Annotated in this window: 21 protein-coding genes; 14 read left to right on the top strand and 7 right to left on the bottom strand. The window is 63.2% G+C overall.

Features of this window, described 5'->3' with window-relative positions; all coding sequences use genetic code 11:
• Window positions 1–27: 27 nt before the first annotated feature.
• The 3 genes from phnD (at window position 28) to P0D73_RS00665 (ending at window position 2948) form a co-directional block, all read left to right on the top strand.
• The gene (phnD, locus tag P0D73_RS00655; protein WP_342960398.1) at window positions 28–1005 is read left to right on the top strand and encodes a phosphonate ABC transporter substrate-binding protein; all 978 of its coding nucleotides are present in this window, start codon (window positions 28–30) and stop codon (window positions 1003–1005) included.
• Window positions 1002–1844, top strand: a complete 843-nt coding sequence (gene phnE / locus P0D73_RS00660) for a phosphonate ABC transporter, permease protein PhnE (RefSeq protein ID WP_408429042.1) — start codon at window positions 1002–1004, stop codon at window positions 1842–1844. Before phnD ends, phnE begins: the two co-directional genes overlap by 4 nt.
• A gap of 267 nt (window positions 1845–2111) precedes the next feature.
• Window positions 2112–2948 (top strand): EamA family transporter, encoded by an 837-nt coding sequence (locus P0D73_RS00665; protein ID WP_408429045.1) that lies wholly within the window; start codon window positions 2112–2114, stop codon window positions 2946–2948.
• Window positions 2949–2958: 10 nt separating this feature from the next.
• Here P0D73_RS00665 and pdxR read toward each other — a convergent pair whose 3' ends face one another.
• Window positions 2959–4464 (bottom strand): MocR-like pyridoxine biosynthesis transcription factor PdxR, encoded by a 1506-nt coding sequence (gene pdxR / locus P0D73_RS00670; RefSeq protein ID WP_408429048.1) that lies wholly within the window; start codon window positions 4462–4464, stop codon window positions 2959–2961.
• A gap of 123 nt (window positions 4465–4587) precedes the next feature.
• Here pdxR and P0D73_RS00675 point away from each other — a divergent pair, with 123 nt between their 5' ends.
• From P0D73_RS00675 to P0D73_RS00685, 3 genes are all read left to right on the top strand, one after another.
• Window positions 4588–5871: a 4-aminobutyrate--2-oxoglutarate transaminase gene (locus P0D73_RS00675; protein ID WP_408429050.1), complete on the top strand. Its 1284-nt coding sequence runs from the start codon at window positions 4588–4590 to the stop codon at window positions 5869–5871.
• Between the two features lie 10 nt (window positions 5872–5881).
• Window positions 5882–7342, top strand: a complete 1461-nt coding sequence (gene gabD, locus P0D73_RS00680; protein WP_408429053.1) for an NADP-dependent succinate-semialdehyde dehydrogenase — start codon at window positions 5882–5884, stop codon at window positions 7340–7342.
• Between the two features lie 214 nt (window positions 7343–7556).
• Complete coding sequence (locus P0D73_RS00685) at window positions 7557–8972, top strand: aminotransferase-like domain-containing protein (RefSeq protein ID WP_408429055.1); 1416 nt, start codon at window positions 7557–7559, stop codon at window positions 8970–8972.
• 41 nt (window positions 8973–9013) lie between these two features.
• On the opposite strand, the gene P0D73_RS00690 is transcribed toward P0D73_RS00685, so the two are convergent.
• The gene (locus P0D73_RS00690) at window positions 9014–9202 is read right to left on the bottom strand and encodes a DUF2970 domain-containing protein (protein WP_408174962.1); all 189 of its coding nucleotides are present in this window, start codon (window positions 9200–9202) and stop codon (window positions 9014–9016) included.
• A gap of 325 nt (window positions 9203–9527) precedes the next feature.
• Here P0D73_RS00690 and P0D73_RS00695 point away from each other — a divergent pair, with 325 nt between their 5' ends.
• Genes P0D73_RS00695 through P0D73_RS00705 form a run of 3 tightly spaced genes read left to right on the top strand, consistent with a single transcriptional unit; the run spans window position 9528 to window position 12203 of the window.
• Window positions 9528–11318: a nitrite/sulfite reductase gene (locus tag P0D73_RS00695; protein WP_132377722.1), complete on the top strand. Its 1791-nt coding sequence runs from the start codon at window positions 9528–9530 to the stop codon at window positions 11316–11318.
• Window positions 11315–11731, top strand: coding sequence for a DUF934 domain-containing protein (locus P0D73_RS00700; protein WP_132377723.1), 417 nt, complete (start codon window positions 11315–11317; stop codon window positions 11729–11731). Before P0D73_RS00695 ends, P0D73_RS00700 begins: the two co-directional genes overlap by 4 nt.
• A 40-nt stretch (window positions 11732–11771) precedes the next feature.
• Window positions 11772–12203 (top strand): winged helix-turn-helix transcriptional regulator, encoded by a 432-nt coding sequence (locus P0D73_RS00705; RefSeq protein WP_408429058.1) that lies wholly within the window; start codon window positions 11772–11774, stop codon window positions 12201–12203.
• A 74-nt stretch (window positions 12204–12277) separates the two neighbouring features.
• Here P0D73_RS00705 and P0D73_RS00710 read toward each other — a convergent pair whose 3' ends face one another.
• Window positions 12278–12604 carry a DUF4148 domain-containing protein gene (locus tag P0D73_RS00710; RefSeq protein ID WP_132377724.1) on the bottom strand — a complete coding sequence of 109 codons (327 nt, stop codon included), beginning with the start codon at window positions 12602–12604 and terminating at the stop codon, window positions 12278–12280.
• A gap of 109 nt (window positions 12605–12713) precedes the next feature.
• The gene (locus P0D73_RS00715; protein WP_408429060.1) at window positions 12714–13739 is read right to left on the bottom strand and encodes a GlxA family transcriptional regulator; all 1026 of its coding nucleotides are present in this window, start codon (window positions 13737–13739) and stop codon (window positions 12714–12716) included.
• 347 nt (window positions 13740–14086) lie between these two features.
• Between P0D73_RS00715 and P0D73_RS00720 the strand changes: the two genes are divergently transcribed.
• From P0D73_RS00720 to P0D73_RS00740, 5 genes are all read left to right on the top strand, one after another.
• Window positions 14087–15043, top strand: a complete 957-nt coding sequence (locus P0D73_RS00720; protein WP_408174969.1) for a choline ABC transporter substrate-binding protein — start codon at window positions 14087–14089, stop codon at window positions 15041–15043.
• A gap of 41 nt (window positions 15044–15084) precedes the next feature.
• Window positions 15085–16014 carry a 3-dehydrocarnitine:acetyl-CoA trimethylamine transferase CdhC gene (cdhC, locus tag P0D73_RS00725; RefSeq protein WP_408429063.1) on the top strand — a complete coding sequence of 310 codons (930 nt, stop codon included), beginning with the start codon at window positions 15085–15087 and terminating at the stop codon, window positions 16012–16014.
• 86 nt (window positions 16015–16100) lie between these two features.
• Entirely contained in the window at window positions 16101–17066 is a 966-nt protein-coding gene (locus P0D73_RS00730; protein WP_408429066.1) for an L-carnitine dehydrogenase, read from the top strand.
• A 182-nt stretch (window positions 17067–17248) separates the two neighbouring features.
• Entirely contained in the window at window positions 17249–17758 is a 510-nt protein-coding gene (locus P0D73_RS00735) for a thioesterase family protein (protein WP_408429069.1), read from the top strand.
• Window positions 17751–18716, top strand: a complete 966-nt coding sequence (locus P0D73_RS00740; protein WP_132377733.1) for an alpha/beta hydrolase — start codon at window positions 17751–17753, stop codon at window positions 18714–18716. Before P0D73_RS00735 ends, P0D73_RS00740 begins: the two co-directional genes overlap by 8 nt.
• A 61-nt stretch (window positions 18717–18777) precedes the next feature.
• Here the strand turns inward: P0D73_RS00740 and P0D73_RS00745 are convergent, their stop codons facing one another.
• The 3 genes from P0D73_RS00745 to P0D73_RS00755 form a co-directional block, all read right to left on the bottom strand.
• Window positions 18778–20214, bottom strand: coding sequence for a sensor histidine kinase (locus P0D73_RS00745; protein ID WP_408429072.1), 1437 nt, complete (start codon window positions 20212–20214; stop codon window positions 18778–18780).
• Between the two features lie 23 nt (window positions 20215–20237).
• On the bottom strand, window positions 20238–21200 hold the full coding sequence (locus P0D73_RS00750) for a response regulator (RefSeq protein ID WP_408281110.1): 963 nt from the start codon (window positions 21198–21200) through the stop codon (window positions 20238–20240).
• A 301-nt stretch (window positions 21201–21501) separates the two neighbouring features.
• Window positions 21502–22176, bottom strand: coding sequence for an HAD family hydrolase (locus P0D73_RS00755; RefSeq protein ID WP_132377739.1), 675 nt, complete (start codon window positions 22174–22176; stop codon window positions 21502–21504).
• Between the last annotated feature and the right edge of the window lie 6 nt (window positions 22177–22182).

Consider the following 22182-nt stretch of genomic DNA (forward strand, 5'->3'; position numbering starts at 1 on the left):
TCTGTCAACTCAACCGGATCTCAAACAATGAAATTCCTGCGTTCATTGATCACGCTGGCCGTCGGCGCGGCCGCTTTTGCTGCTGTCTCTACCGCGCAAGCCGAAGACCTCAACCTCGGCATCATCTCGACCGATTCCTCCTCCGTGCTGAAACAGCGCTGGGAGCCGCTGATTCAGGACATGAACAAGCAGACCGGCCTGAACGTCAAGGCGTTCTTCGCGACGGACTACGCCGGCATCATCGAAGGCATGCGCTTTAACAAGGTACAGGTCGGCTATTTCGGCAATGCGTCGGCGATCGAGGCGGTGGACCGCGCGCAAGGCGAAGTGTTCGCGAAGATCCAGTATGCGAACGGCGATGCCGGTTACTACTCGGTGCTGATCACGAACGTGAACAGCCGCTTCAAGACGCTCGACGACGTGTTCAAGAATACGAAGGACGTCACGCTCGGTTTCGGCGATCCGAATTCCACCTCGGGCACGCTGATTCCCGGCTACTACCTGTTCGCCAAGCACAACACGCCGGTCAACACTTCGTTCAAGACCATGCTGCCGTCGAGCCACGAAGCGAATCTGCTGGCAGTGGTGAACAACAAGATCGACATCGCGACCAACAATACCGAGATGCTCGACACGCTGAAGAAAGAACACCCGGACAAGTTCGCGCAAGTGCGTGTGCTGTGGAAGTCGCCGCTGATTCCGTCGGATCCGCTGGTGTGGCGCAAGGATCTGCCGCAAGCCACCAAGGACAAGCTGCGCAACTTCTTCCTGAACTACGCGAAGACCGATCCGCACGAAAAAGCGGTGATGGCGGCGATTACCGGTTACAGCGGCTTCGCGGCATCGTCGGATGCGCAGTTGCTGCCGATCCGTCAGGTCGCCTTGTACCAGCAGAAGCAGAAGATCGAGAGCGACGCGCATCTCTCCGATGACGATCGCAAAACCCAATTGGCCGCACTCGACGCGAAGCTGAGCGCGCTGAACACCGCGCAATCGAAGCAATGAACACGGTCGATCTGATCACGTCGCCGGTGCGCGCGAGCGAAGCGCTCGACGCCCAGGCGGCGCGTCATCCCGCGCCTGCTGCCGGCAAGCGTAGCTGGCTGTCGCTGCTCGGCTGGATCGCGCTGCTTGCGGTGTTGGGCGGCGCATGGCACAGCGCCGACATGCGTCCGCTGGACCTGCTCAGCGACTCCGGCAACATGGGCCAGTTCGCCAAGGACTTCTTTCCGCCCGACTTCACCGAATGGCGCAGCTATCTGCACGAGATGGTCGTGACGCTCTCGGTGGCGGTATGGGGCACCGCTCTTTCGCTCGTGTGCGCGGTGCCGTGCGGACTGATGTCGGCTCACAACATGGCGCCGATGTGGATCGTGCAGCCCATGCGCCGCATGATGGACGCGTGCCGCGCGATCAATGAAATGGTCTTCGCCATGCTGTTCATCGTCGCGGTCGGCCTCGGTCCTTTTGCCGGCGTGCTGGCGCTGTGGGTGCACACCACCGGCGTGCTCGCCAAGCTGTTCGCCGAAGCGGTCGAGGCCATCGATCCGCGTCCGGCCGAAGGCGTGCGCGCCACCGGCGCAACCAGTCTCGACGAAATCATCTACGGCGTGCTGCCGCAAGTGCTGCCGTTGTGGATTTCGTACGCGTTGTATCGCTTCGAATCCAACGTGCGCTCGGCGATGGTGGTCGGCATGGTCGGCGCGGGCGGTATCGGCGTGGTGCTGTACGAAGCGATCCGCTCGTTCAACTATGCGCAGACGGCCGCGGTGATGATCATGGTGATCGTGGTCGTGACGGTGATCGATCTCGCGTCCGCGTGGCTGCGTGAGCGCGTGACCTGAAGCTGGCGACCTGGTTGCCCGGCGGGAAGTTTGACGAAGCGCGGCTTCGTCTGCTTTCCGCCGCGCGCCGTTGCGCTAGCGGTTCGATTCGCATTCGCCGGTTTTCGCCCGCCTTCAGCGTCTTTTTGACGCCACAAATCGCCTCAATTTTCCAAATAAAACCCCTTCATTCGAGTCGTCCACTCCTCTATTCCGGCGTTCTGCTGGAATAATCACGGGCTCATGGCCCGGACCTGGGCCTTCGCTTCTCCTCTCCCCTGGTCTTCGATGGACACCTTTGTCGTTTTGCTGGTGCTGCTCTCCGCGCTGCTTCACGCAACGTGGAACGCGTTTCTCCATCTTTCGGAAGATCGCGTCTGGCTGCTCGGCATGATGGCGATTCCGTATCTCGTCGTGAGCGCGGTCGGCGTGGTCGTGCTGCCCATGCCGGCGCCGGCGGCGTGGCCGTACATCGTTGCATCGGTGGTGCTGGAATTCGGTTATCTGCTGGCGCTGATCCGCGCCTACAAGAGCGGCGACTTCGGGCAGATCTATCCGATTGCGCGCGGCCTTTCGCCGATGCTCGTGTTCGCCGGCGCATTGGTGTTCGCGCACGAAGCGCTCAAGCCGCTCGCGGCGATCGGTGTGGCGCTGGTGTCGATCGGCATCGTCTCGCTGGCGTTTCGCCGCGGCATGCGCTTTTCGGGCGAGAGCGTGCCTTTCGCACTTCTCACCGGCTTCTTCATCTCGGCATATTCGGTTGTCGACGGAATCGGCGCGCGCCTGGCGGGCAATGGCCTGAGCTACGTCATGTGGGTCTATCTGATCTGGAACATCCCGCAGTTTCTGCTCGCCTGGCGTTGGCGCGGCGGCGCCAAAGGGCTGTTCATCGGCCGCGCGGTGGTGCTCAAGGGCATGGCGGCGGGCGTGCTCGCGTTGAGCGCCTACTGCCTGATCATCGAGGCCTACCGCTATCTGCCGATTGCGATGGTCTCCGCGCTGCGCGAGATGAGCTCGATCTTCGCGGTGGTGATCGGCTGGCTGTTGATGGGGGAGAAGCTGACCAGACGGCGGATCGTTGCGTGCGCGCTGGTGACGCTGGGGGCGGTTTTGATACGGGTTTGAGTCAGGCCCCTCACGCGAACTCCGGCAACGTCGCATCGATCGCATCGGCGAGCGTGTTGAAAGCCGGTGCGATCTCCTCATCCGGCACGCACGCGTAGCCGATCAGCAAACCGGAGGGCGCCAGGCCCGGTTGCGCGTAATACCCCGACAACGGCCGCACGACGATATTGCGCTCCAGCGCGGCGGCCGCCACCCGCCGGTCATCGCTGCCATCGGGCAACTGCATCACGAGATGCAAACCGGCGTCGCCGCCCACCGCCGGCAATGCGTCGCCATAGCGGTGCGCCGCGGCGTCGAGCAGCGTCTGGCGACGCTGTCCGTAGAGCGTGCGCATCTTGCGGATATGCGACGTGAAATGCCCTTCGGCGATGAACTCCGCGAGCATCGCCTGCTGCAGCAACTGCCCCTCGCGATACAGCTCGGCGCTCGCGGTGGCAAAGCTCTCCGCCAGCGCTTCCGGCACGACGAGGTAGCCGATGCGCAAACCCGGAAACAGCGTCTTGCCGAAGCTGCCCACGTAAATCACCTGTCCCGAGGTATCCAGACCTTGCAGCGATGCCAGCGGCCGGCTGCCGTAGCGGTATTCGCTGTCGTAGTCGTCCTCGATGATCCAGCACTGGTTCTGCCGCGCGTATTCGAGCAACATGCGGCGCCGCGCGAGACTCATCACCATACCGAGCGGATATTGGTGCGAAGGCGTGACGAGCATCAGCTTCGGCGGCTGCGCGAGGTCGTCGGCGAATGGATTGATGCCCTCCTCGTCGACGGCGATTGGCCGCGATTCCAGGCCGGACACGTGAAGCACGCTGCGCACGCCCCAATAACAGGGGTCTTCGGTCCAGATCACGTCGCCCGGATCGGACAGCAGGCGTACGGCAAGGTCGACCGACTGGTGAATCCCGGTCGTGATGATGATCTGCTCCGGCGTGCAGCGCACCGAGCGCGAGGTGCGCAGATAGTCGGCCAGCGCGTGCCGCAGCGAGGCCAGGCCGCCGCCCGGCGCATACGTCAGCAGGTCCGGACGCAGCCGGCGCCAATATTTGTTGTGCAGGCGGCTCCAGACGCGCGCCGGAAACTTCGTGACGTCCGGCACGCCGGGCATGAACGCGCCCCACTGCCGCTTGGACACGCCCGCACCCGCGATCAGCCGCGCGCCGCGCGTGGAAAGCGCGCGCCGCGCCTGCAGCGGCGCCGGCTCGGGCCGCGCGGCGGGCGCTTCGGCATCGGGCACGCCGACAATCTCGTCCGGCGCACTGTCGGCGACGAACGTGCCGCGCCCGGTCGCCGAACTCACGTAGCCTTCCAGCACGAGTTGCTCATACACCTGCGTAACCGTATTGCGCCCAATGCCTAACTCCTGCGCCAGCAAACGCGACGACGGCACCTTGCTGCCCGGCGGCAATTCGCGCGACAGGATCGCCTGCTGCAACAGCCGGTGCAGTTGGCGATAGATCGGCTGCCCGTTGCCGCGGTCGAGGCGCTGGGCCAGCCAGTCGGACAAAACGCTCGCGCGCATGATTGGCTCCTACATTTTTATTGAAATGGCTCTGAAGTTAAGAGCCAAATCTCATTATAGTCGCTGCATGTGCTGCGCTGAGCGCGCGGCGTCCGCAAAAACCGAGGAGCGAAGGAGATGACCATGAAGAACGCAGAACTGAAAAGCCGCAAAGACGCCGCCACGCCGCGCGGTGTCGGGGTGATGTGCGATTTCTACGCCGAGCGCGCTGAAAACGCCGAGCTGTGGGATGTCGAAGGCCGCCGTTTCATCGACTTCGCCGCCGGTATCGCCGTATGCAATACGGGCCACCGCCATCCGAAGATCCTCGCCGCGATCCGCGACCAGCTCGATCACTTCACCCACACGGCGTATCAGATCGTGCCGTACGCGTCGTATGTCGAACTGGCTGAGAAGCTCAACGAGCGCGCGCCGGGCGACCATCCGAAGAAAACCGCATTCTTTACGACCGGCGCCGAAGCCGTCGAAAACGCGATCAAGATCGCCCGCGCCGCGACCGGCCGCCCGGGCGTGATCGCCTTTACCGGCGGCTTCCACGGCCGCACGCTGATGGGCATGGCGCTCACCGGCAAGGTTGCGCCGTACAAGATCGGCTTTGGCCCCTTCCCGTCGGACGTGTTCCACGCGCCGTTCCCGAATCCGCTGCACGGCGTGACCACGGCCGACTCGCTGAAGGCCATCGAATTCCTCTTCAAGGCCGATATCGATCCGAAGCGCGTGGCCGCGATCATCTTCGAACCGGTTCAGGGCGAAGGCGGCTTCTATCCGGCGCCGGCCGAATTCGTGCGCGCCTTGCGCAAGCTGTGCAACGAGCACGGCATTCTGCTGATCGCCGACGAAGTCCAGACGGGTTTTGCGCGTACCGGCAAGCTGTTCGCCATGAATCACTACGACGTGGTGCCCGATCTGATGACGGTCGCCAAGAGCCTCGCCGGCGGCATGCCGCTGTCGGGCGTGATCGGCCGTGCGGAAGTGATGGACGCCGCGGCGCCCGGCGGGCTCGGCGGCACGTACGCGGGCAATCCTTTGGCGGTTGCCGCCGCGCATGCGGTGCTCGATATCATCGACGAAGAGAAGCTCTGCGAGCGCGCCACGGTGCTGGGTGACCGCGTCAAGGCCAAGCTGATCGCGCTGCAACGCGACGTGCCGCAAATCGCCGACGTGCGCGGCCCCGGCGGCATGGTCGCGGTCGAGTTCTGCAAGGCAGGCGGCACGGAGCCGGATGCGGAGTTCACCAAGCGCGTGCAGACGCGCGCGCTCGAACGCGGCTTGCTGCTGCTCGTGTGCGGCGTCTATTCGAACGTGGTGCGTTTCCTGTTCCCGCTCACGATTCAGGACGCGGTCTTCGACGAAGCCATGGCGATTCTCGAAGACGTGGTCAAGGACAGCGTCACCGTTGCGGCCTAAGGATACATACATGACCACGTTGAGCTTGAAAGACCCGTCGCTTCTGAAGACCCACGCGTACATCGCGGGCGAATGGCAAGGCGCCGACGACGGCACCACCTTCGAAGTGAAGAACCCCGCCACGAGCGAAACGATCGCGACGGTGCCGCGCATGGGCACGGCGGAAACCCGCCGCGCCATCGACACGGCCAATGCGGCGTGGCCCGCCTGGCGCGCCACGACCGCGAAGCAGCGCGCCGTGATCCTGCGCAAATGGCATGACCTGATGATGGAGAACGCCGACGATCTGGCGAAGATCCTCACCACGGAACAGGGCAAGCCGCTCGCCGAAGCCAAGGGCGAAATCCAGTACGCGGCGTCGTTCCTCGAATGGTTCGCGGAAGAAGGCAAGCGCGTAAACGGCGACACCATTCCGACGCCGGCCAACGACAAACGCATCGTCGTGACGAAAGAGCCGATCGGCGTCTGCGCGGCCATCACGCCGTGGAACTTCCCGGCCGCGATGATCACCCGCAAAGTCGGTCCGGCGCTCGCGGCGGGCTGCCCGATCATCGTCAAACCGGCTGAAGCCACGCCGCTCTCGGCGCTCGCACTGGCTGTGCTGGCTGAACGCGCGGGTGTGCCGCGCGGCGTGTTCAACGTCGTGACCGGCGAGCCGAAAGCCATCGGCGCGGAAATGACGGGCAATCCGATCGTGCGCAAGCTGTCGTTCACCGGCTCGACGCCGGTCGGCCGTCTGCTCATGGCGCAGTGCGCGCCGACGGTCAAGAAAGTGTCGCTCGAACTCGGCGGCAATGCGCCGTTCATCGTATTCGACGACGCGGATCTGGACGCCGCGGTGGCCGGCGCGATTGCTTCGAAGTATCGCAATAGCGGCCAGACCTGCGTGTGCACGAACCGTTTCTATGTGCACGACAAGGTCTACGACGCGTTCGCCGAGAAACTGCGCGTCGCCGTCGAACAGCTCAAAGTTGGCCGCGGCACCGAAGACGGCGTCACGCAGGGTCCGCTAATCAACGAAGCGGCCGTGCTCAAGGTCGAATCGCATATCGAAGACGCGCTCGCCAAAGGCGCGCGCATCGTCACCGGCGGCAAGCGTCATGCGCTCGGCCACGGCTTCTTCGAGCCGACCGTGCTGGCAGATGTCACGCCCGCCATGAAGGTGGCGCGCGATGAAACCTTCGGACCGCTCGCGCCGCTGTTCCGCTTCTCCTCGGATGAGGAAGTGATCCGTCTTGCCAACGACACCGAGTTCGGCCTCGCGTCGTACTTCTATAGCCGCGATATCGGCCGCGTCTGGCGTGTTGCCGAAGCGCTCGAGTATGGCATGGTCGGCATCAACACAGGCCTCATCTCCAACGAAGTCGCGCCGTTCGGTGGTGTCAAGCAATCGGGCCTGGGCCGCGAAGGCTCGCATTACGGCATCGACGATTACGTGGTCATCAAGTACATGTGCGTCGGCGGAATCTGAACGCAAAGCTTGAAGTAAGAAACGGCCGCGTCGGCATGTCCGGCGTGGCCGTTTTTTCGTTGGGTCGGCGGAAACTGACGCGCTGTGTGGTGACAACGCTTGCACTTCCGCCGGGAACCACAACGGATTCCTATTCTGCCGCGTCCTGTCGTTAAACTGCTGGCACAATTGCGGCAGTTGACCGCAGCGCACGTAGCCGAATAACGACCGTTAAATGAAACGCTTCGAAATGCTGGCCAACACCATGGCCGATGAAATTCGCTCGGGCAGCCGTCCGGTCGGCACCCGCATGCCATCTTTGCGGCACCTCACCACACAGCACGCCGTCAGCCAGTCCACCGTGTTTCGCGCCTATTACCTTCTCGAAGAGTGGGGCTTGATTCGAGCACGTGAACGCTCTGGCTACTATGTGGCGCCGGGTGCCGCGCTCAAGCAGCAACCGGCGCCCCGCCCTCAGGTCGCGCTGGAGTCCGCCAAGGTCGAGATCAGCGATCTTGTCTTCTCGGTGCTCGAAGCCGCGAAGCATCCCAACGTGGTTCCGTTCGGTTCGGCCTTTCCGTCGCCGCAATTGTTTCCCCTTCAGCGTCTTGCCAGGTCGCTCGGGCATTCGAGCCGTTTGATCAGTCCGTGGAGCACCGTCGTCGATCTTCCGCCGGGCAATGAACCATTGCGTCGCCAGATATCGCTGCGTTACATGGGGATGGGCGTTGCTCAACCGATGGAGCAGCTTGTCGTCACCAATGGCGCGCTGGAAGCACTGAACCTGTGTTTGATGGCCGTGACGCGTCCCGGCGACGTGGTCGCGATCGAATCGCCCGGTTTTTATGCGGCACTGCAGGCGATCGAGCGGCTCGATCTGCGAGCCGTGGAGATTCCAGTCGATCCCGTTTCGGGCATCGATTTGCAAGCGCTCTCGGATGCGCTCGACAAGCACCCGATCCGCGCATGCTGGTTCATGACCAACTATCAGAATCCGACCGGCGCGGCGATGCCGCAGGACAAAAAGAAAGCGCTGGTCGAACTGCTCGCCCGGCATGACGTGCCGCTCATCGAAGATGACGTGTACGGCGAACTGCATCATGCGGCGACCTACCCGCTGCCCGCCATCGCCTTCGACACAAAAGGGCTGGTGATGCACTGCAGTTCATTTTCAAAGACGCTCGCACCGGGATACCGCATTGGCTGGGTCGCGGCGGGACGTTTTGCCGAGAAGGTGCAGCGCCTGAAGTTGATGACCACGTTGTCGGCGAGCATTCCCGCCCAGGCAGCCATAGCGGACTATCTTCAGCACGGCGGGTACGACAAGCATCTGCGGAAACTGCGCGGCGCGTTCCGCAATCAGCTCGCCTCGATGGACACCGCGCTGCGCCGCTGCATGCCGTCCGATTCGCATTGGACGCTGCCGTCCGGCGGCTATTTTTTGTGGCTCCGGCTGCCGTCGCATGTCGACGCGATGCAGTTGCACCGCCTTGCGATAGAGAACGGCATCAGCATTGCGCCCGGTCCGATTTTCTCCGCGCGGCACGAATTCCGGAACCATATCCGGTTGAACTTCGGTCATCCGTGGAGCGACAGCACGGAAAACGCTGTCCTAACGCTGGGTTCGCTGCTCGATCAGGCGAGCCGATAAACCACGTTCACCACGCTCTTCCCGCGAATGCACCGCAAGCCTCAATGCGCCACGTTGACCGCAAGCTTCGCGAGTGCAAACAGTGTCGCGCCGAATCCGGCAGCGAGGACTACCGCGACTAGCGGCAACAGGGGCAGCTTGACGCCCGCCATATCGGCCTGATGCGAGGCGCCACGGCGGATGCCGAAAAAACTCCACAGCACGATTCGCGTCATCTTCAAGAGGTTCATGGCATCACCTTCAAGGCAGGGTTGTTGTATCTCACGCGACAGTTTGAGCCCGTCAGGTCACGCATAACAGTAGCAGTTGCGATCAATTCCAGCGCAGCAGTCTTGCGCGACCGACCGTCCGCCGGGGCGCCGGTTCACTCACCATCTGCTAGCGTGTTTTCAGCGGCATCTGCTGCTTTTCAGCGTCCACCATTGCCTCTATCGTTCGCCAGAAGCCCTCGGGGCAAGCGCGGCACAGCAGGTGCCGCCGATGCGACCACGGCTCCTTCCACGAAACCGACGCTCAGCCAGACTGCGCCATGTAGGGCGGTAGTCGCACCGGACCATGTACCAATACACCGAGTTTGACAAATCATTCGTGCGCAGCCGCGCTGCGCAGTTTCGCGACCAGATCGAACGCTGGCAGTCCGGCAAGCTCAGTGAGGACGACTTTCGTCCGCTGCGTCTTCAGAACGGCTGGTATGTGCAGCGGCATGCGCCGATGCTGCGCGTGGCGATCCCATACGGAGAGTTGTCGAGCAGGCAGCTGCGCATGCTCGCCCGGATTGCGCGCGAATACGATGAACCGGAGGCCGAGGTCTACCGGCTCGCCAGCGAAGCGCAGCGTAAGCTCGGCACCGTCCGCTTGCCCACGAACTATGCGCATTTCACGACGCGCACCAACGTGCAGTTCAACTGGATTCCGCTCTCGAAGGCCGCGGACGTGATGGACTTGCTCGCCAGCGTCGACATGCACGGCATTCAGACGAGCGGCAACTGCATTCGCAACATTTCCTGCGACGAACGCGCGGGTGTCGCGCCTGATGAAATTGCCGACCCGCGTCCGTTCGCCGAAATCATGCGGCAGTGGACGACCCTGCATCCCGAGTTCGCCTTCCTGCCGCGCAAGTTCAAGATCGCGGTCACCGGTGCGAGCGAAGACCGCGCCGCGACGGACTGGCATGACGTCGGCCTTCGTCTGCTGCGTAACGAGGCGGGCGAACTGGGATTTCGCGTCACGGTGGGCGGCGGGATGGGCCGCACTCCTGTTATCGGCACCGTGCTGCGTGAGTTTTTGCCGTGGCAGCACATCATGAATTACATCGAGGCGGTGGTGCGCGTCTACAACCAGTACGGCCGCCGCGACAATAAGTACAAGGCGCGCATCAAGATCCTGGTGAAGGCAGAAGGTCAACGTTACATCGACGGCGTCGAGGAAGAGTTCCGCCAGATCGTCGAGCTCGACGGCGGCCCTCACACTATTCCGCTGGCCGAACTCGAGCGCGTCAGCGCGTGCTTCGCTCTACCCCAACTGCCTTCCGTGGATGCGCCGGTCGACCTCGAAGCGATCGCAACGTCAAACGACGTGGCCCTCGAGACGCCGCAATTCGAACGCTGGCTCGAGCGCAATGTCGCGCCGCACAGGAACCAGCGCTTGCGGATTGTCACGCTGTCGTTCAAACGCCTTCTGCAAGCGCCCGGCGACGCATCGGCGCAACAGCTCGACCGCGTAGCCGACCTGGCCGAGCGGTTCTCGGCGGGCGAAGCGCGTGTCACGCACACGCAGAATGTCGTGCTGCCGTGGGTGCATGTCAACGACCTTCTGCCGCTTTGGGAAGCCGCGCGCGAGGCAGGACTCGCGAGCGCCAACGTGAATTTGCTGACGGACATGATCGCTTGCCCGGGTGGCGATTTCTGTGCGCTCGCCAATGCCCGCTCCATTCCGGTTGCTGAGGCCATTACCGAGCGCTATCAGGATCTGGACGAACTCAACGATATCGGTGAAATCGATCTGCATATCAGCGGCTGCATCAATTCGTGCGGCCATCACCATAGCGGGCATATTGGCATCCTCGGTGTCGACAAGGATGGCAAGGAGTGGTACCAGGTGACGTTGGGCGGCTCGGACGGTTCGAGCGCCAGTGGCCGCGCGCAAGCGGGCAAGGTCATCGGCCCGTCGTTTTCCGCCGTCGAGGTGCCAGAGGTCATCGACGCGCTGCTGTCCGCTTACCTCGACATGCGAGCGACGGTTGGCGAGAGGCGCGAGTCGTTCATCGAAACGGTTCGACGGGCAGGCATCGAACCGTTCAGGACAGCCGCGGATCGCGTGCGCACGCTCATGGAGAAAACGGCATGAACGGCATGACACGTATCAGGCTGCTCACGTTGCCCGAGCATGCATCGGACCCGTCCCGGCAGGTTGTCTCTCTGGCAAACGACGATGACCCGATCGAGCAAAAAGACGCAATCGCGACTGCTGCGCGCGTGGAGTTGCACTTCCCTAGTTTCACCGACGGTCGGGCATACAGCCAGGCGTATCTCCTGCGCCGCCGCCTGGGTTTCAAAGGCGATCTGCGAGCAACAGGCGACGTGCTCGTCGATCAGTTGATTCAGATGGAGCGAACCGGCTTCTCAAGTGCGGTACTCAAAGACGGCATCGATCCAGAGGACGCGCAGCGCCAACTCGACCGCTTCCCGGCGTTTTATCAGGGCGATGTTATTCACGATGCGCCCTTTGTGCGACCAGGTGCCGGGAACAAGGATGAGTGACGGTGCAAGAGACATGCGGGTGGTATCTACAAGCACTGCAATGTCTGGGGACTACTGCGTAAAGCAAGTCGTGTCGCGAGATGGTGAATCGTCGCCAGATGCCTTTTCGGGAGCTTGTCCGTCCCGACTCGCTCTCGCACGCCTCGGTCAAAAGTGGACCGTATTGGCGACGATCGCATTGCGTGAGAAGCCTCTGCGCTTTGCCGAGATCAGACGCCGATTAGACGGTGTCTCGGACAAAATGCTTTCTCAGACGCTGAGATCGATGGAAAGAGATGGGCTTGTCGAGCGATACGTCGACGACCAGCATCCGGCGCGTATCGAGTATCGCTTAAGTCCGCTCGCTCGCACCGTGCTGCCGATCGTCACCGAGTTGAAGCGATGGGCCGAACGTTCCATCGACTCCATCGAGGCCAGTAATCACGCGTATGACCATAAGATCGGACGGTCCACGTGTCAGGCCGTTTCATAGGCGCTGGACATATCACGGTTGGCACGCCAACCAATCCAGCGCCCTGCTACAGCAACTACACACTACGCGATCGATTAACGACCGTAATTCACAACCGGAGCCGAGTACGAACTGTTCGTCGTGTCCGAACGGCCGCCTGCCTGCGACGAGCCATTGGTGGCCGAACCGTAACCGCTCGTCTGAGCAGCGCTCTTTTGTGCGGCGACACGTGCTTCAGCAGCCTGAATGTTCGCCGGATAATCTTCGTCGTTTGCGGTGCCCGGGTTGTAGCCCGCCTTTTCCAGCTGGATCAGTTCCGCACGCACCTGAGCACGCGTAACCGGCTGATTCGATTGAGCAAAAGCGGCGAGCGGAGCGGAAATGAGAGCGGCGATAACAACAGCTTCGATCAGGGATTTCATGATACCTACCTCCAGAGATTGTTTTTTGCCATGCTGCGAACCTGTGTCCGCAGCGTATGGATACAGTCTAGGAGTCAATGTATATAGGGTAAACCCCAAATCACCTAATTCACTGTTGCGGTAATCGCGCTAATTGGGGTGCGGCAGTGAGGTTTCGGGCCTGTGACGGCGCCAGTTCGCCAGCATTTCGGCCGCCTGTCGCCTGCCGGTCGCTTCTCGGACTCGCGCCGAAGCGCGCGCGATACGTCCGCGAAAAATGCGAGGGCGACTCGAACCCGCACGCCACGCAAATCGACGTAATCGACATGTCGGTCTGTTGCAGCAACTCGCGCGCACGCGTGAGGCGCAACTGCAGATAGAAATGCGTCGGCGTGTCCTTCAGCGAGGCACAGAACAGCCGCTCCAGTTGCCGCCGCGTCACGCCGATTTCCTGCGCGAGCTGGTCCGGCGCGAGCGGCTCCTCCATATGCTGTTCCATCACGCCGATCACCTGAATCAGCTTGCGGTTGTGCACGCCGTAACGCGCCGCGATCTCCATGCGCTGATGGTCCGAGCGCTGCCGGATACGGCTCACCACGAATTGCTCCGAGACGGCCGAGGCCAGCGCGGCGCCATGCTCGCGGCCGATCAGGTCGAGCATCATGTCGATCGATGCCGTGCCGCCCGCACACGTAATGCGGCGCGCGCCGATTTCGAACAGCTCCTGGCTCGCATCGAGCGACGGATAGCGCTCGCGGAACGCCGACAGTGCTTCCCAATGCACGGTCACACTGTCCGCGCCGCCGAGCAGCCCGGCTTCCGCGAGCACGAAACTGCCGGTGTCGATCCCACCGAGCGTCGCACCCGCGCGCTCGAGGCGCTTCAGACAATCACCCAACGCGCGCGTGTAGCAGGCGAGCGGCTCGAAGCCCGCGACGACGAAGAGCGTCCGCGCCGCGTCGATGTCGCCGATGGCGGCATCCGCGTTGATCGAAATGCCGTTGCTGGCGGCCACCGGCGCGCCGTCGAGACTCAGAATGCGCCAGCGGTACAGATCGCCGCGAAAACGGTTCGCCACGCGCAACGGCTCCACCGCCGACATGAAACCGATCGCCGAAAAGCCCGGCAGCAACAGGAACGACATATCTTCGGGCATCGTGCTCAGACTCGATCAGGAGACAAAAAACGCGGGCGCGGGCGGGTTCCCGGCGAGCGTAGCAAGCAGCAGCCGGGCCGGCAAGGCACGCCAAAATTCGCGCTTGACTCGATGTTGCACCGCAAGGCGGGCGACGCAGGTTTTCCCTCATTGTCGCGTGGAAGCAAGAACGGGTCGCTGACGGTCGCTTTGGCTGGAATATGGGGCATTAACGTTACGTCATTCGTGCAGTTCAGGCATCACAGGCCCTATCGCATGTCCGGGGGCCGCTTCGCCTGGTTTCGTTTGCTCAGGCGAAGCGGCCCGGTTCGAAACACGCTATCACCCGTGTCAGAAGAGGGAACGTCATGAAGTTACGCATCAAAGCCCTGCTCGCCCATCTTGCATGCGTCGCGGCCGCCGCCGTTACCGCGCTACCGGCGTTCGCTCAGGATCCCGCTGCCTGCCGCGCGGTGCATTTCGCCGACATCGGCTGGACCGATATCACCTCGACCACCGCGCTCGCGTCGACCGTGTTCGAAGGACTCGGCTATCAGCCGGTGACGACCGTCGCCTCCGTGCCCATCTCGTTCGCCGGCCTGAAGAGCAAACAGCTCGACGTGTCGCTCGGCTACTGGTGGCCGGTGCAGGAAAAGGCGATCGCGCCGTTCGTCGATTCGAAATCGATCCAGGTGCTGCAGCCACCTAACCTCACCGGCGCCAAGGCCACGTTCGCCGTGCCGAGCTATGAATACGACGCGGGCCTGAAGACTTTCGCCGACATTGCCAAACACCGCGATCAGCTCGACGGCAAGATCTACGGCATCGAACCCGGCAGCAGCGCGAACGCGGCGATCCTGAAGATGATCGCCAACAATCAGTTCGGCCTCGGCGGCTTCAAGCTGATCGAATCGAGTGAAGCGGGCATGCTGGTCTCGGTCGATCGCGCGATCCGCGAGAAGAAATGGGTGGTCTTTCTCGGCTGGGAACCTCATCCGATGAACATCCAGATCGACATGAAATATCTCACCGGCAGCGACGGCGTATTCGGCCCGAACGACGGCGAAGCACGCGTTTATACGCTGACGTCCCCCGACTTTCTGACGCGCTGCCCGAACGCCGGCAAGCTCGTGAGCAATCTGCGCTTTTCGACGCAGCTCGAAAACGTGGTGATGCAATCGGTCATGAACAAGGAAAAGCCCGCCGATGCCGCCAAGGCGTATCTGAAGAAAAACCCGCAAGTACTCGATGCCTGGCTTGCCGGCGTGAAGACCTACGACGGCAAGGAAGGCTTGCCCGCGGTCAAGGCCTATCTGGGTCTTTGATCCCGAGCGTTGCGCATTTCAATCCACAGGAACCAGTTCGCATGAATCATGAAGTCATCGTGACCTGCGCGGTCACCGGCGCAGGCGATACCGTCGGCAAGCATCCGGCCATTCCCGTCACGCCGAAGCAGATTGCCGAGGCCGCCATCGAAGCCGCGAAGGCCGGCGCCACCGTTGCGCATTGCCATGTGCGCGATCCGAAAACCGGACGCGGCAGCCGCGATCCGCACCTGTATCGCGAGGTGGTCGACCGGATTCGCTCGTCGGGCACGGACGTGATCATCAACCTGACGGCCGGCATGGGCGGCGATCTGGAGATCGGTCCCGGCGAAGACCCGATGCGCTTCGGCGCGAACACGGATCTGGTCGGGGGTCTCACGCGCCTCGCGCATGTCGAGGAATTGCTGCCGGAAATCTGCACGCTCGATTGCGGCACGCTCAATTTCGGCGACGGCGACTACATCTATGTATCGACGCCCGCGCAATTGCGGGCCGGCGCACGGCGTATCCAGGAACTCGGCGTCAAGCCTGAACTGGAGATCTTCGATACCGGCCATTTGTGGTTCGCCAAACAATTGCTCAAGGAAGGTCTGCTCGACGCGCCGCCGCTGTTTCAGATTTGCCTCGGCATTCCCTGGGGCGCACCCGCCGATACCACGACCATGAAAGCGATGGCCGACAACCTGCCGCCCGGCGCGCAGTGGGCCGGCTTCGGCATCGGCCGCATGCAGATGCCGATGGTCGCCCAGGCGATGCTGCTCGGCGGCCACGTGCGCGTCGGCCTCGAAGACAACATCTGGCTCGACAAAGGTGTACCCGCAACGAACGGCACGCTGGTGCAACGCGCGGTGGAAATCATCGAACGGCTCGGCGCACGCGCGCTGACGCCCGCCGAAGGACGCCGCAAGCTCGATCTGCCCGCGCGTGGCGAGCGTCAATTGGAGCGGCGCGCGGCGGGGCAGTACGCTTAGTCGATTGCGAGAGTCGCGCCGCGCGTTCGATACAACGCGCCTCTTTCTGAACCAGACAACACACAGGCAAAAAGGAAACGTCAGCAATGGCAGTGATCGTCGATATCAAAACATTCGCGGCAATCGGCGTGGGCGTGATCGGCAGCGGCTGGGTGGCGCGCGCGCTCGCGCACGGGCTCGATGTCATCGCGTGGGACCCGGCGCCGGGCGCCGAGCAGCAGTTGCGCGAGAACGTCGCGAACGCATGGCCGGCGCTGCTGCGCACGGGGCTTGCCGAGGGTGCGTCGCCCGGGCGATTGCGCTTCGTCGATACGATCGAGGCCTGCGTCGGGCAGGCGGATTTCATTCAGGAAAGCGCGCCTGAGCGCGAGGAATTGAAGCTCGCCTTGCACGAGCAGATCAGCCGCGCGGCGAAACCGGATGCGATCATCGCTTCGTCGACGTCGGGTCTGTTACCGAGCGATTTTTACGCGCGCGCGGTGAATCCGCAGCGTTGCATCGTCGGGCATCCGTTCAATCCGGTGTATCTGCTGCCGCTCGTCGAAGTGCTGGGCGGCGAAAGCACGGCGCCGGAAACCATCGACGCCGCGCTGCGGGTGTATCGTGCGCTGTCGATGCGGCCGCTGCGCGTTCGCAAGGAAGTGCCGGGCTTTATCGCCGACCGCCTGCTCGAAGCGCTGTGGCGCGAGGCATTGCATCTGGTCAACGAAGGCGTCGCGACCACCGGCGAAATCGACGACGCGATCCGCTTCGGCGCGGGCATCCGCTGGTCGTTCATGGGCACGTTCCTGACGTACACGCTGGCGGGCGGCGATGCGGGCATGCGCCACTTCATGCAGCAATTCGGACCCGCGCTGGAGCTGCCCTGGACTAAACTGGTAGCACCGAAACTGACGGACGAGCTGATCGACCGGGTCGTAGACGGCACGGCCGAGCAGGTCGGGCCGCGGTCGATCAAACAGCTCGAACGTTACCGCGACGATTGCATTACGAGCGTGCTGGCGGCGATTGCGGAGGCGAAGGCGCGGCATGGAATGCTGCCAGCTGACTGAGGGGGACCGCGCGGAAGGACCGGAAGGCGCGCAAGGACCAAAGAGCACGGAAACGGCGGAAGGGCCGCGCGTACTCAAGGGCGTGGAAACCGCAGCTGGCGCGCCACCCGCGCTAAGCGTCAGCGACGCATGACCCCGCCCCCAGCCACCGCCATTGAAACGAATAACGGAGACGATTGCCGATGCCGCAACCCGCAGCCCTGCCTAGCTATCGCGACACGGTGCGCGCCGAATGGGTCGATTACAACGGCCATTTGCGCGACGCGTTCTACATGCTGATCTTCAGCTTCGCGACTGACGTCCTGATCGACCTGATCGGTTTGCCGGACGCAGTGCGCAAAGAACGCCAGCGTTCGATCTACACGCTCGAAGCGCATATCAACTATCTGCACGAGATCAAGGAAGGCGCGCAAGTGCGCGTCGACATGCGCTTGCTCGGGCACGATGCGAAACGGCTGCATCTGTACCTCGAGATGTTTGCCGACGATGGCGACGAACCGGTGGCAGCAGGCGAACAGATGTTGCTGCACGTGGATACCAGCGGCCCGCGCGCCGCCGCATTCGATCCGGACGTCGCGGCGCACGTGCGGGCATTGGCCGACGCGCATGCCGCATTGCCGCCCGCCGCGTTTGCCGGCCGCGTGATCGGCTTGCCCGCGAGGACAAAGCCCAGTGGGAGTGGACATGCTTGAGCCAGAGATTGCCGCGTTCATCGAAAGAACCGCCGCGATTTATCCGGGGCATTCGACTTCGTTGACGCCGGCTGAACAGCGCAAGATTTACGACCGCTACGCCGCGGCACTCACGCCTGCGTTGCCGGATGAAGTCGTGACGCAGGACGCCGAATTCCAAACCGGCGCCGGCCATTCGATCGCGCTGCGGCTGTACCGCAACCGTGCAAGGCATCAGGAGGCGTCGCGTGGCGCCGTGCTGTATTTTCACGGCGGCGGCTTCGTGCTCGGCTCGCTGGACAGCCATCAGATCGTGACCGCGCGCCTTGCCGCGGACACCGGTCTCGATGTGATCGCAGTCGACTACCGGCTAGCCCCCGAACACCCCGCGCCGGCCGCGCACGACGATTGCATGGAGGTCACGCTCGCCGCTTTGGCAGGGCGCTTGCCGTTCGATCTGCATGCCGGCGCGCCGCTGCAACTGGCAGGCGACAGCGCCGGCGCCACGCTCGCAGCCAGCGCGGCGATGCGGCTGCGCGACGAGGCCATTCAAGGCGTAAGCGGCCTCGCTCTCGTCTATCCGATGCTCGGCACCGAACCGCAACTGCCCGCACGCGAAACCGAAGCGCAGGCGCCGATGCTCAAGCTGGCCGACGTTCATGCGTTCCGCGATCACTATTGGGGCACCCATCCGCCCTACCCCGCGTGGACGATCCCTCTCGATGCGACGCGCTACGACCGCCTGCCGCCGACGCTGGCGATCGGCGTCGAACATGATCCGTTGAGGGACGACGCGCGCGTGTTTGCCGAGCGTATCAACGCGGCCGGTGGCGAGGCGCAACTCTGGATTGGCGCCGGTCTCGTGCACGGATGCTGGCGCGCCATCGAATCGAGCCCCGGCGTCCAGAGGTTCCACGAAGAGGTATGCCGTTTTCTGTCCGCCCATGCGACGCCGGCGCCGTCCGCGGCCGGTCGTTAGCACGGAGTCAGGCCGCCGGATATTCGGTCGCAACGGCCACCGCTTTTCAACTTATGGACTATCAGTGTGGACGCCGGCGTGGAGAGCGTGCGGGCGCCTTGCGCAGTGCGCGATCGGCGGGCGTGTCCGGTGCCGGCAACCGCACGGTGAAGGTCGTGTGAATGCCTCGTATCGAACTGCACTCGATACTCCCGCCCAGCAACTCCGTCGCGCGACGGCAGAACGCGAGTCCCATGCCAGCGCCACTGCCATGCCGCTTAGTGGTGAAGAAGGCGTCGAAGATATACGGCAGGACATCAGGCGCGATGCCCGGTCCGGTGTCGCGGAATCGCAGCGCGCAGAAGTCCTGATCCTGAACGGCGCTGATCGTGATCTGGCCATCGCCGCCCACGCGAATGGCATGCAACGCGTTTTTCAGCAGGTTGAACAGCACGTAAACCACGACCGTATCCGAGCCCGAAAAAGACATGGCGGGATCGATGGGCATCACCGTGACACGCTCACGCTCGCCGCCGCTGAACGGATACCGCTCCAGCGCCGACATCACGCACTGGTGCACGGAATGCCGGCTGAAGCCGCCGCGGTCCAGTCGATCGAGCGTGAAAGACGCGAGCGCCATTTCGACCATCGCGCTGGTGCCGGAGACTTCGCGCCGGATCGCCGTCGCAAGCTGGCCGATGCGCTCGGATTGTCCGGACTCGTCGTGATCGTCATACAGCCCGTGCGTGACGGCCGTCCGGTAGCCCTTGAACACGTGGCCCCATACGCTGGCGATTTCGTCGGCGTGCATGCCGATGGTCGCGAGCGGCGTCGAGATCTCGTGCGCGATGGTCGCCGCCACGGCATACGGGTGAATCAGGTGATACCGGACGATGGTGATCGCCAGCAGCCCAAGGCTCAGGCCGATGAATAGCACGCCCGGCGGATAGAACCCGAAGCCGTAGTTGACCGCGTAATCCATCGCGGCAAACGAGTACAGGCAAAGGCTCGCCAGGCACAGATCCAGACGCCGGCGCGCGTCGCCCTCCGCCTTCTGGCGCGCGGCGAGCAGAAGCTGTGCGCTGCGCCCGGCCAGCAAGACGGTCTGCACGACATGCACGGGATGCAGCGGCCCCGCGACCGGATAGTAGCCGAAGAAGAAGCGCTGATAGCCGGCCACCACTTCGTTACCGGGCAGCAGTATCGCGAGAACGAAACACAGACCGTACGACGCGAGCAATATCGGCCGCTCACGGCGCTGCGCCGCTACCTCCGTCACGAAGTGGTAGAACGTTGTCGGCAGAAAGAGAATGAAGAGGTAGCCGAATCTGACCAGCAGGTCCGCGGTCTGCGGGTTTTCAGTCTGAAACAGCAGCGTCCATGCGCCTTGCCAGGCGAAGGTCGCGACGCACATCAGGATGAACGGCGTGAATAGACGCGTCGCGCCCTGCGTAATCAGGACGTACAGTGCGAACACCACGAACATCGCGGACACGAAGGCAGGCGGAATGGCGTACATGTGGCTCAACGTGTCGGCAAACTTTAGCGGGTCCGCTCATTCCGCCATTGCGCGAAGGTCACGAGGTCGAGGCCCACGTCGGCCCTGTCGATCGGGGTCCAGCAATAGAAAACGTCATCCCAACCCGGAATGGTCCGCGGCGTCAGCGTCCTGACGGTCATGCCGGAGCGATACGCCAGGTTCGGCCAGAAGATCGGCATCACCTCGCGCACCGCCATTTGCTTCAGGAGTTCGGCCGGGCCGTCCTCGTCCGCGACGATTTCGCCTTGGGAAATCCAGTCGTTCTCAGCCCACGCGACGAAAACACTCGAGTTGCCGGCGCGATCGAACATCAGAATGGCGTCCTGTTCCGGGCGCCAGTAGTACTCGACGATACCGTTCGCGGCCACCACCTCGTCGATGACCTTGCGCGTTCGCGAGTCGCAATACGTCATGCCGTTCTCGCCCAAGGCCAGCCAGCCGCCTTCCGAACAATGCCGGATTTTGGCGTCCTTCAGGAAATGGGCCAGCCGGTTAGCGGAGTCGGTATCCGTCTTTCTCAGGTATAAATCGACGATTCCCGCGTTAAAGGCTTTGACCGCGACGGTTTCGTCCGCGACTCCGGTCAGCAGCACTTTCGCGCAGCGCAGATTGGAGATGGACGAGAGGAATTCCACGCCGTTCATGCCGGGCATGTCGAAATCCACGACCACCGCTGCTACTTCCGCGAAACGGGAGCGGCGGGCCAGGATGTCCCGTTCCGCGGCGGTTTCCATGTAGCGCTCAAAACCCGTCTCGCTCACGCATGCCGACGCCGGCGCGAACTCCAGCGAATTTTCGCGAGCATGCTGACGGATGAAGGCAAGCGCGGTTTGCGGCCGCGTAAAAAACAGATTGGTGGCGGTGTCCGGAAAGAAACGCCGCAGGGCGTCGAGGTAGCTGTCGTTGTCATCCACGAAAACAACCGTCGACGGATAGATAACAGGTGGTCGGATAAAATTGTTCATATTTTCACGTGGTTCGTCACGCCCCCGCTGGAGGACAACCGCGGCAGGCCGCCCGCCGTAGGGTCACAGCAACCCGCACGGCAGCGCCCTATTTGCCGCCTCCGGTTCCCGCATGTTCGCATATGGAACATTCCGGCGCGCCTCGGACCTGCTTATAGGCAGAATTCTCTCACGCCGGTCGCCAAGGCGGTTTTCCGCTGAACAATATAGTACAGGGCCTTGACACCGATCGTGCGAACTCGCCACGGCGATCAACGGCAGCGCTTATGCGTTCTGGGAATCCGCGATAAAGAGCCGCCCTTTACGGCCGCGACGCAACCTCGTCCAGATGCTCCAGCAGATCGGCGGGATCGTCGTAGACCCGCAGTGCGCCCGCCCGTTCGAGTTCCTCCGTGCCGTACCCGCCCGACAGCAAGCCCACACCCAGCGCACGACAGCGCCGCGCCGCGAGCATGTCCCAGATGCTGTCGCCGACCACGACCGTGTTTTCGACCGGCACGCCGAGCCGCCCGGCCGCGGCGATGAACAGATCCGGATCCGGTTTTGCATATTTGACGTCGTCGCGCGTCACGACCACCGCCTTCGCGGGATCGACACCCAGCGCCTCCAGATTGAGCGCCGCCGTCTCCATGCGGCCGCTCGTCGCCACGGCCCACGGCGTTCCGGCTTGCGTCAACGCGTCGAGCAACGCCCGCGCGCCCGGCAGCGGACATACCTGCGCGCGCAATCGCTGATAGGCCGCGGCGTGAGCATGACGAAGACGCTCCACCCGCTCGGCGCTGATTTCACCGTGCGTTTCCCGCAGAAGCTGATTGGTGAAGAGCCCGCCGCTCATGCCGATCTTGCGGTGAATTCGCCAGACCGACAAAGGAATGCCTTCGCTGTCGAGCGCTTCTTTCCAGGCCAGCACGTGCTGGTAGACGCTGTCGACCAGCGTTCCGTCGAGATCGAAAAGGAAAGAGGTCTGGATCCGCATGGTGTG

The organism is Paraburkholderia sp. RL18-101-BIB-B (assembly GCF_046026985.1).
GTDB lineage: Bacteria > Pseudomonadota > Gammaproteobacteria > Burkholderiales > Burkholderiaceae > Paraburkholderia.

Bases quoted from the DNA above. Each gene is read 5' to 3' on its own strand.
- P0D73_RS00685 (WP_408429055.1), top strand. From the start codon at position 7,557: ATGAAACGCTTCGAAATGCTGGCCAACACCATGGCCGATGAAATTCGC.
- P0D73_RS00705 (WP_408429058.1), top strand. From the start codon at position 11,772: ATGTCTGGGGACTACTGCGTAAAGCAAGTCGTGTCGCGAGATGGTGAA.
- P0D73_RS00745 (WP_408429072.1), bottom strand. From the start codon at position 20,214: ATGTACGCCATTCCGCCTGCCTTCGTGTCCGCGATGTTCGTGGTGTTC.
- P0D73_RS00750 (WP_408281110.1), bottom strand. From the start codon at position 21,200: ATGAACAATTTTATCCGACCACCTGTTATCTATCCGTCGACGGTTGTT.
- P0D73_RS00735 (WP_408429069.1), top strand. From the start codon at position 17,249: ATGCCGCAACCCGCAGCCCTGCCTAGCTATCGCGACACGGTGCGCGCC.
- pdxR (WP_408429048.1), bottom strand. From the start codon at position 4,464: ATGCGCGCGAGCGTTTTGTCCGACTGGCTGGCCCAGCGCCTCGACCGC.
- P0D73_RS00700 (WP_132377723.1), top strand. From the start codon at position 11,315: ATGAACGGCATGACACGTATCAGGCTGCTCACGTTGCCCGAGCATGCA.
- gabD (WP_408429053.1), top strand. From the start codon at position 5,882: ATGACCACGTTGAGCTTGAAAGACCCGTCGCTTCTGAAGACCCACGCG.
- phnE (WP_408429042.1), top strand. From the start codon at position 1,002: ATGAACACGGTCGATCTGATCACGTCGCCGGTGCGCGCGAGCGAAGCG.
- P0D73_RS00690 (WP_408174962.1), bottom strand. From the start codon at position 9,202: ATGAACCTCTTGAAGATGACGCGAATCGTGCTGTGGAGTTTTTTCGGC.
- P0D73_RS00675 (WP_408429050.1), top strand. From the start codon at position 4,588: ATGAAGAACGCAGAACTGAAAAGCCGCAAAGACGCCGCCACGCCGCGC.
- phnD (WP_342960398.1), top strand. From the start codon at position 28: ATGAAATTCCTGCGTTCATTGATCACGCTGGCCGTCGGCGCGGCCGCT.
- P0D73_RS00755 (WP_132377739.1), bottom strand. From the start codon at position 22,176: ATGCGGATCCAGACCTCTTTCCTTTTCGATCTCGACGGAACGCTGGTC.
- cdhC (WP_408429063.1), top strand. From the start codon at position 15,085: ATGAATCATGAAGTCATCGTGACCTGCGCGGTCACCGGCGCAGGCGAT.
- P0D73_RS00665 (WP_408429045.1), top strand. From the start codon at position 2,112: ATGGACACCTTTGTCGTTTTGCTGGTGCTGCTCTCCGCGCTGCTTCAC.
- P0D73_RS00715 (WP_408429060.1), bottom strand. From the start codon at position 13,739: ATGCCCGAAGATATGTCGTTCCTGTTGCTGCCGGGCTTTTCGGCGATC.
- P0D73_RS00740 (WP_132377733.1), top strand. From the start codon at position 17,751: ATGCTTGAGCCAGAGATTGCCGCGTTCATCGAAAGAACCGCCGCGATT.
- P0D73_RS00710 (WP_132377724.1), bottom strand. From the start codon at position 12,604: ATGAAATCCCTGATCGAAGCTGTTGTTATCGCCGCTCTCATTTCCGCT.
- P0D73_RS00730 (WP_408429066.1), top strand. From the start codon at position 16,101: ATGGCAGTGATCGTCGATATCAAAACATTCGCGGCAATCGGCGTGGGC.
- P0D73_RS00695 (WP_132377722.1), top strand. From the start codon at position 9,528: ATGTACCAATACACCGAGTTTGACAAATCATTCGTGCGCAGCCGCGCT.
- P0D73_RS00720 (WP_408174969.1), top strand. From the start codon at position 14,087: ATGAAGTTACGCATCAAAGCCCTGCTCGCCCATCTTGCATGCGTCGCG.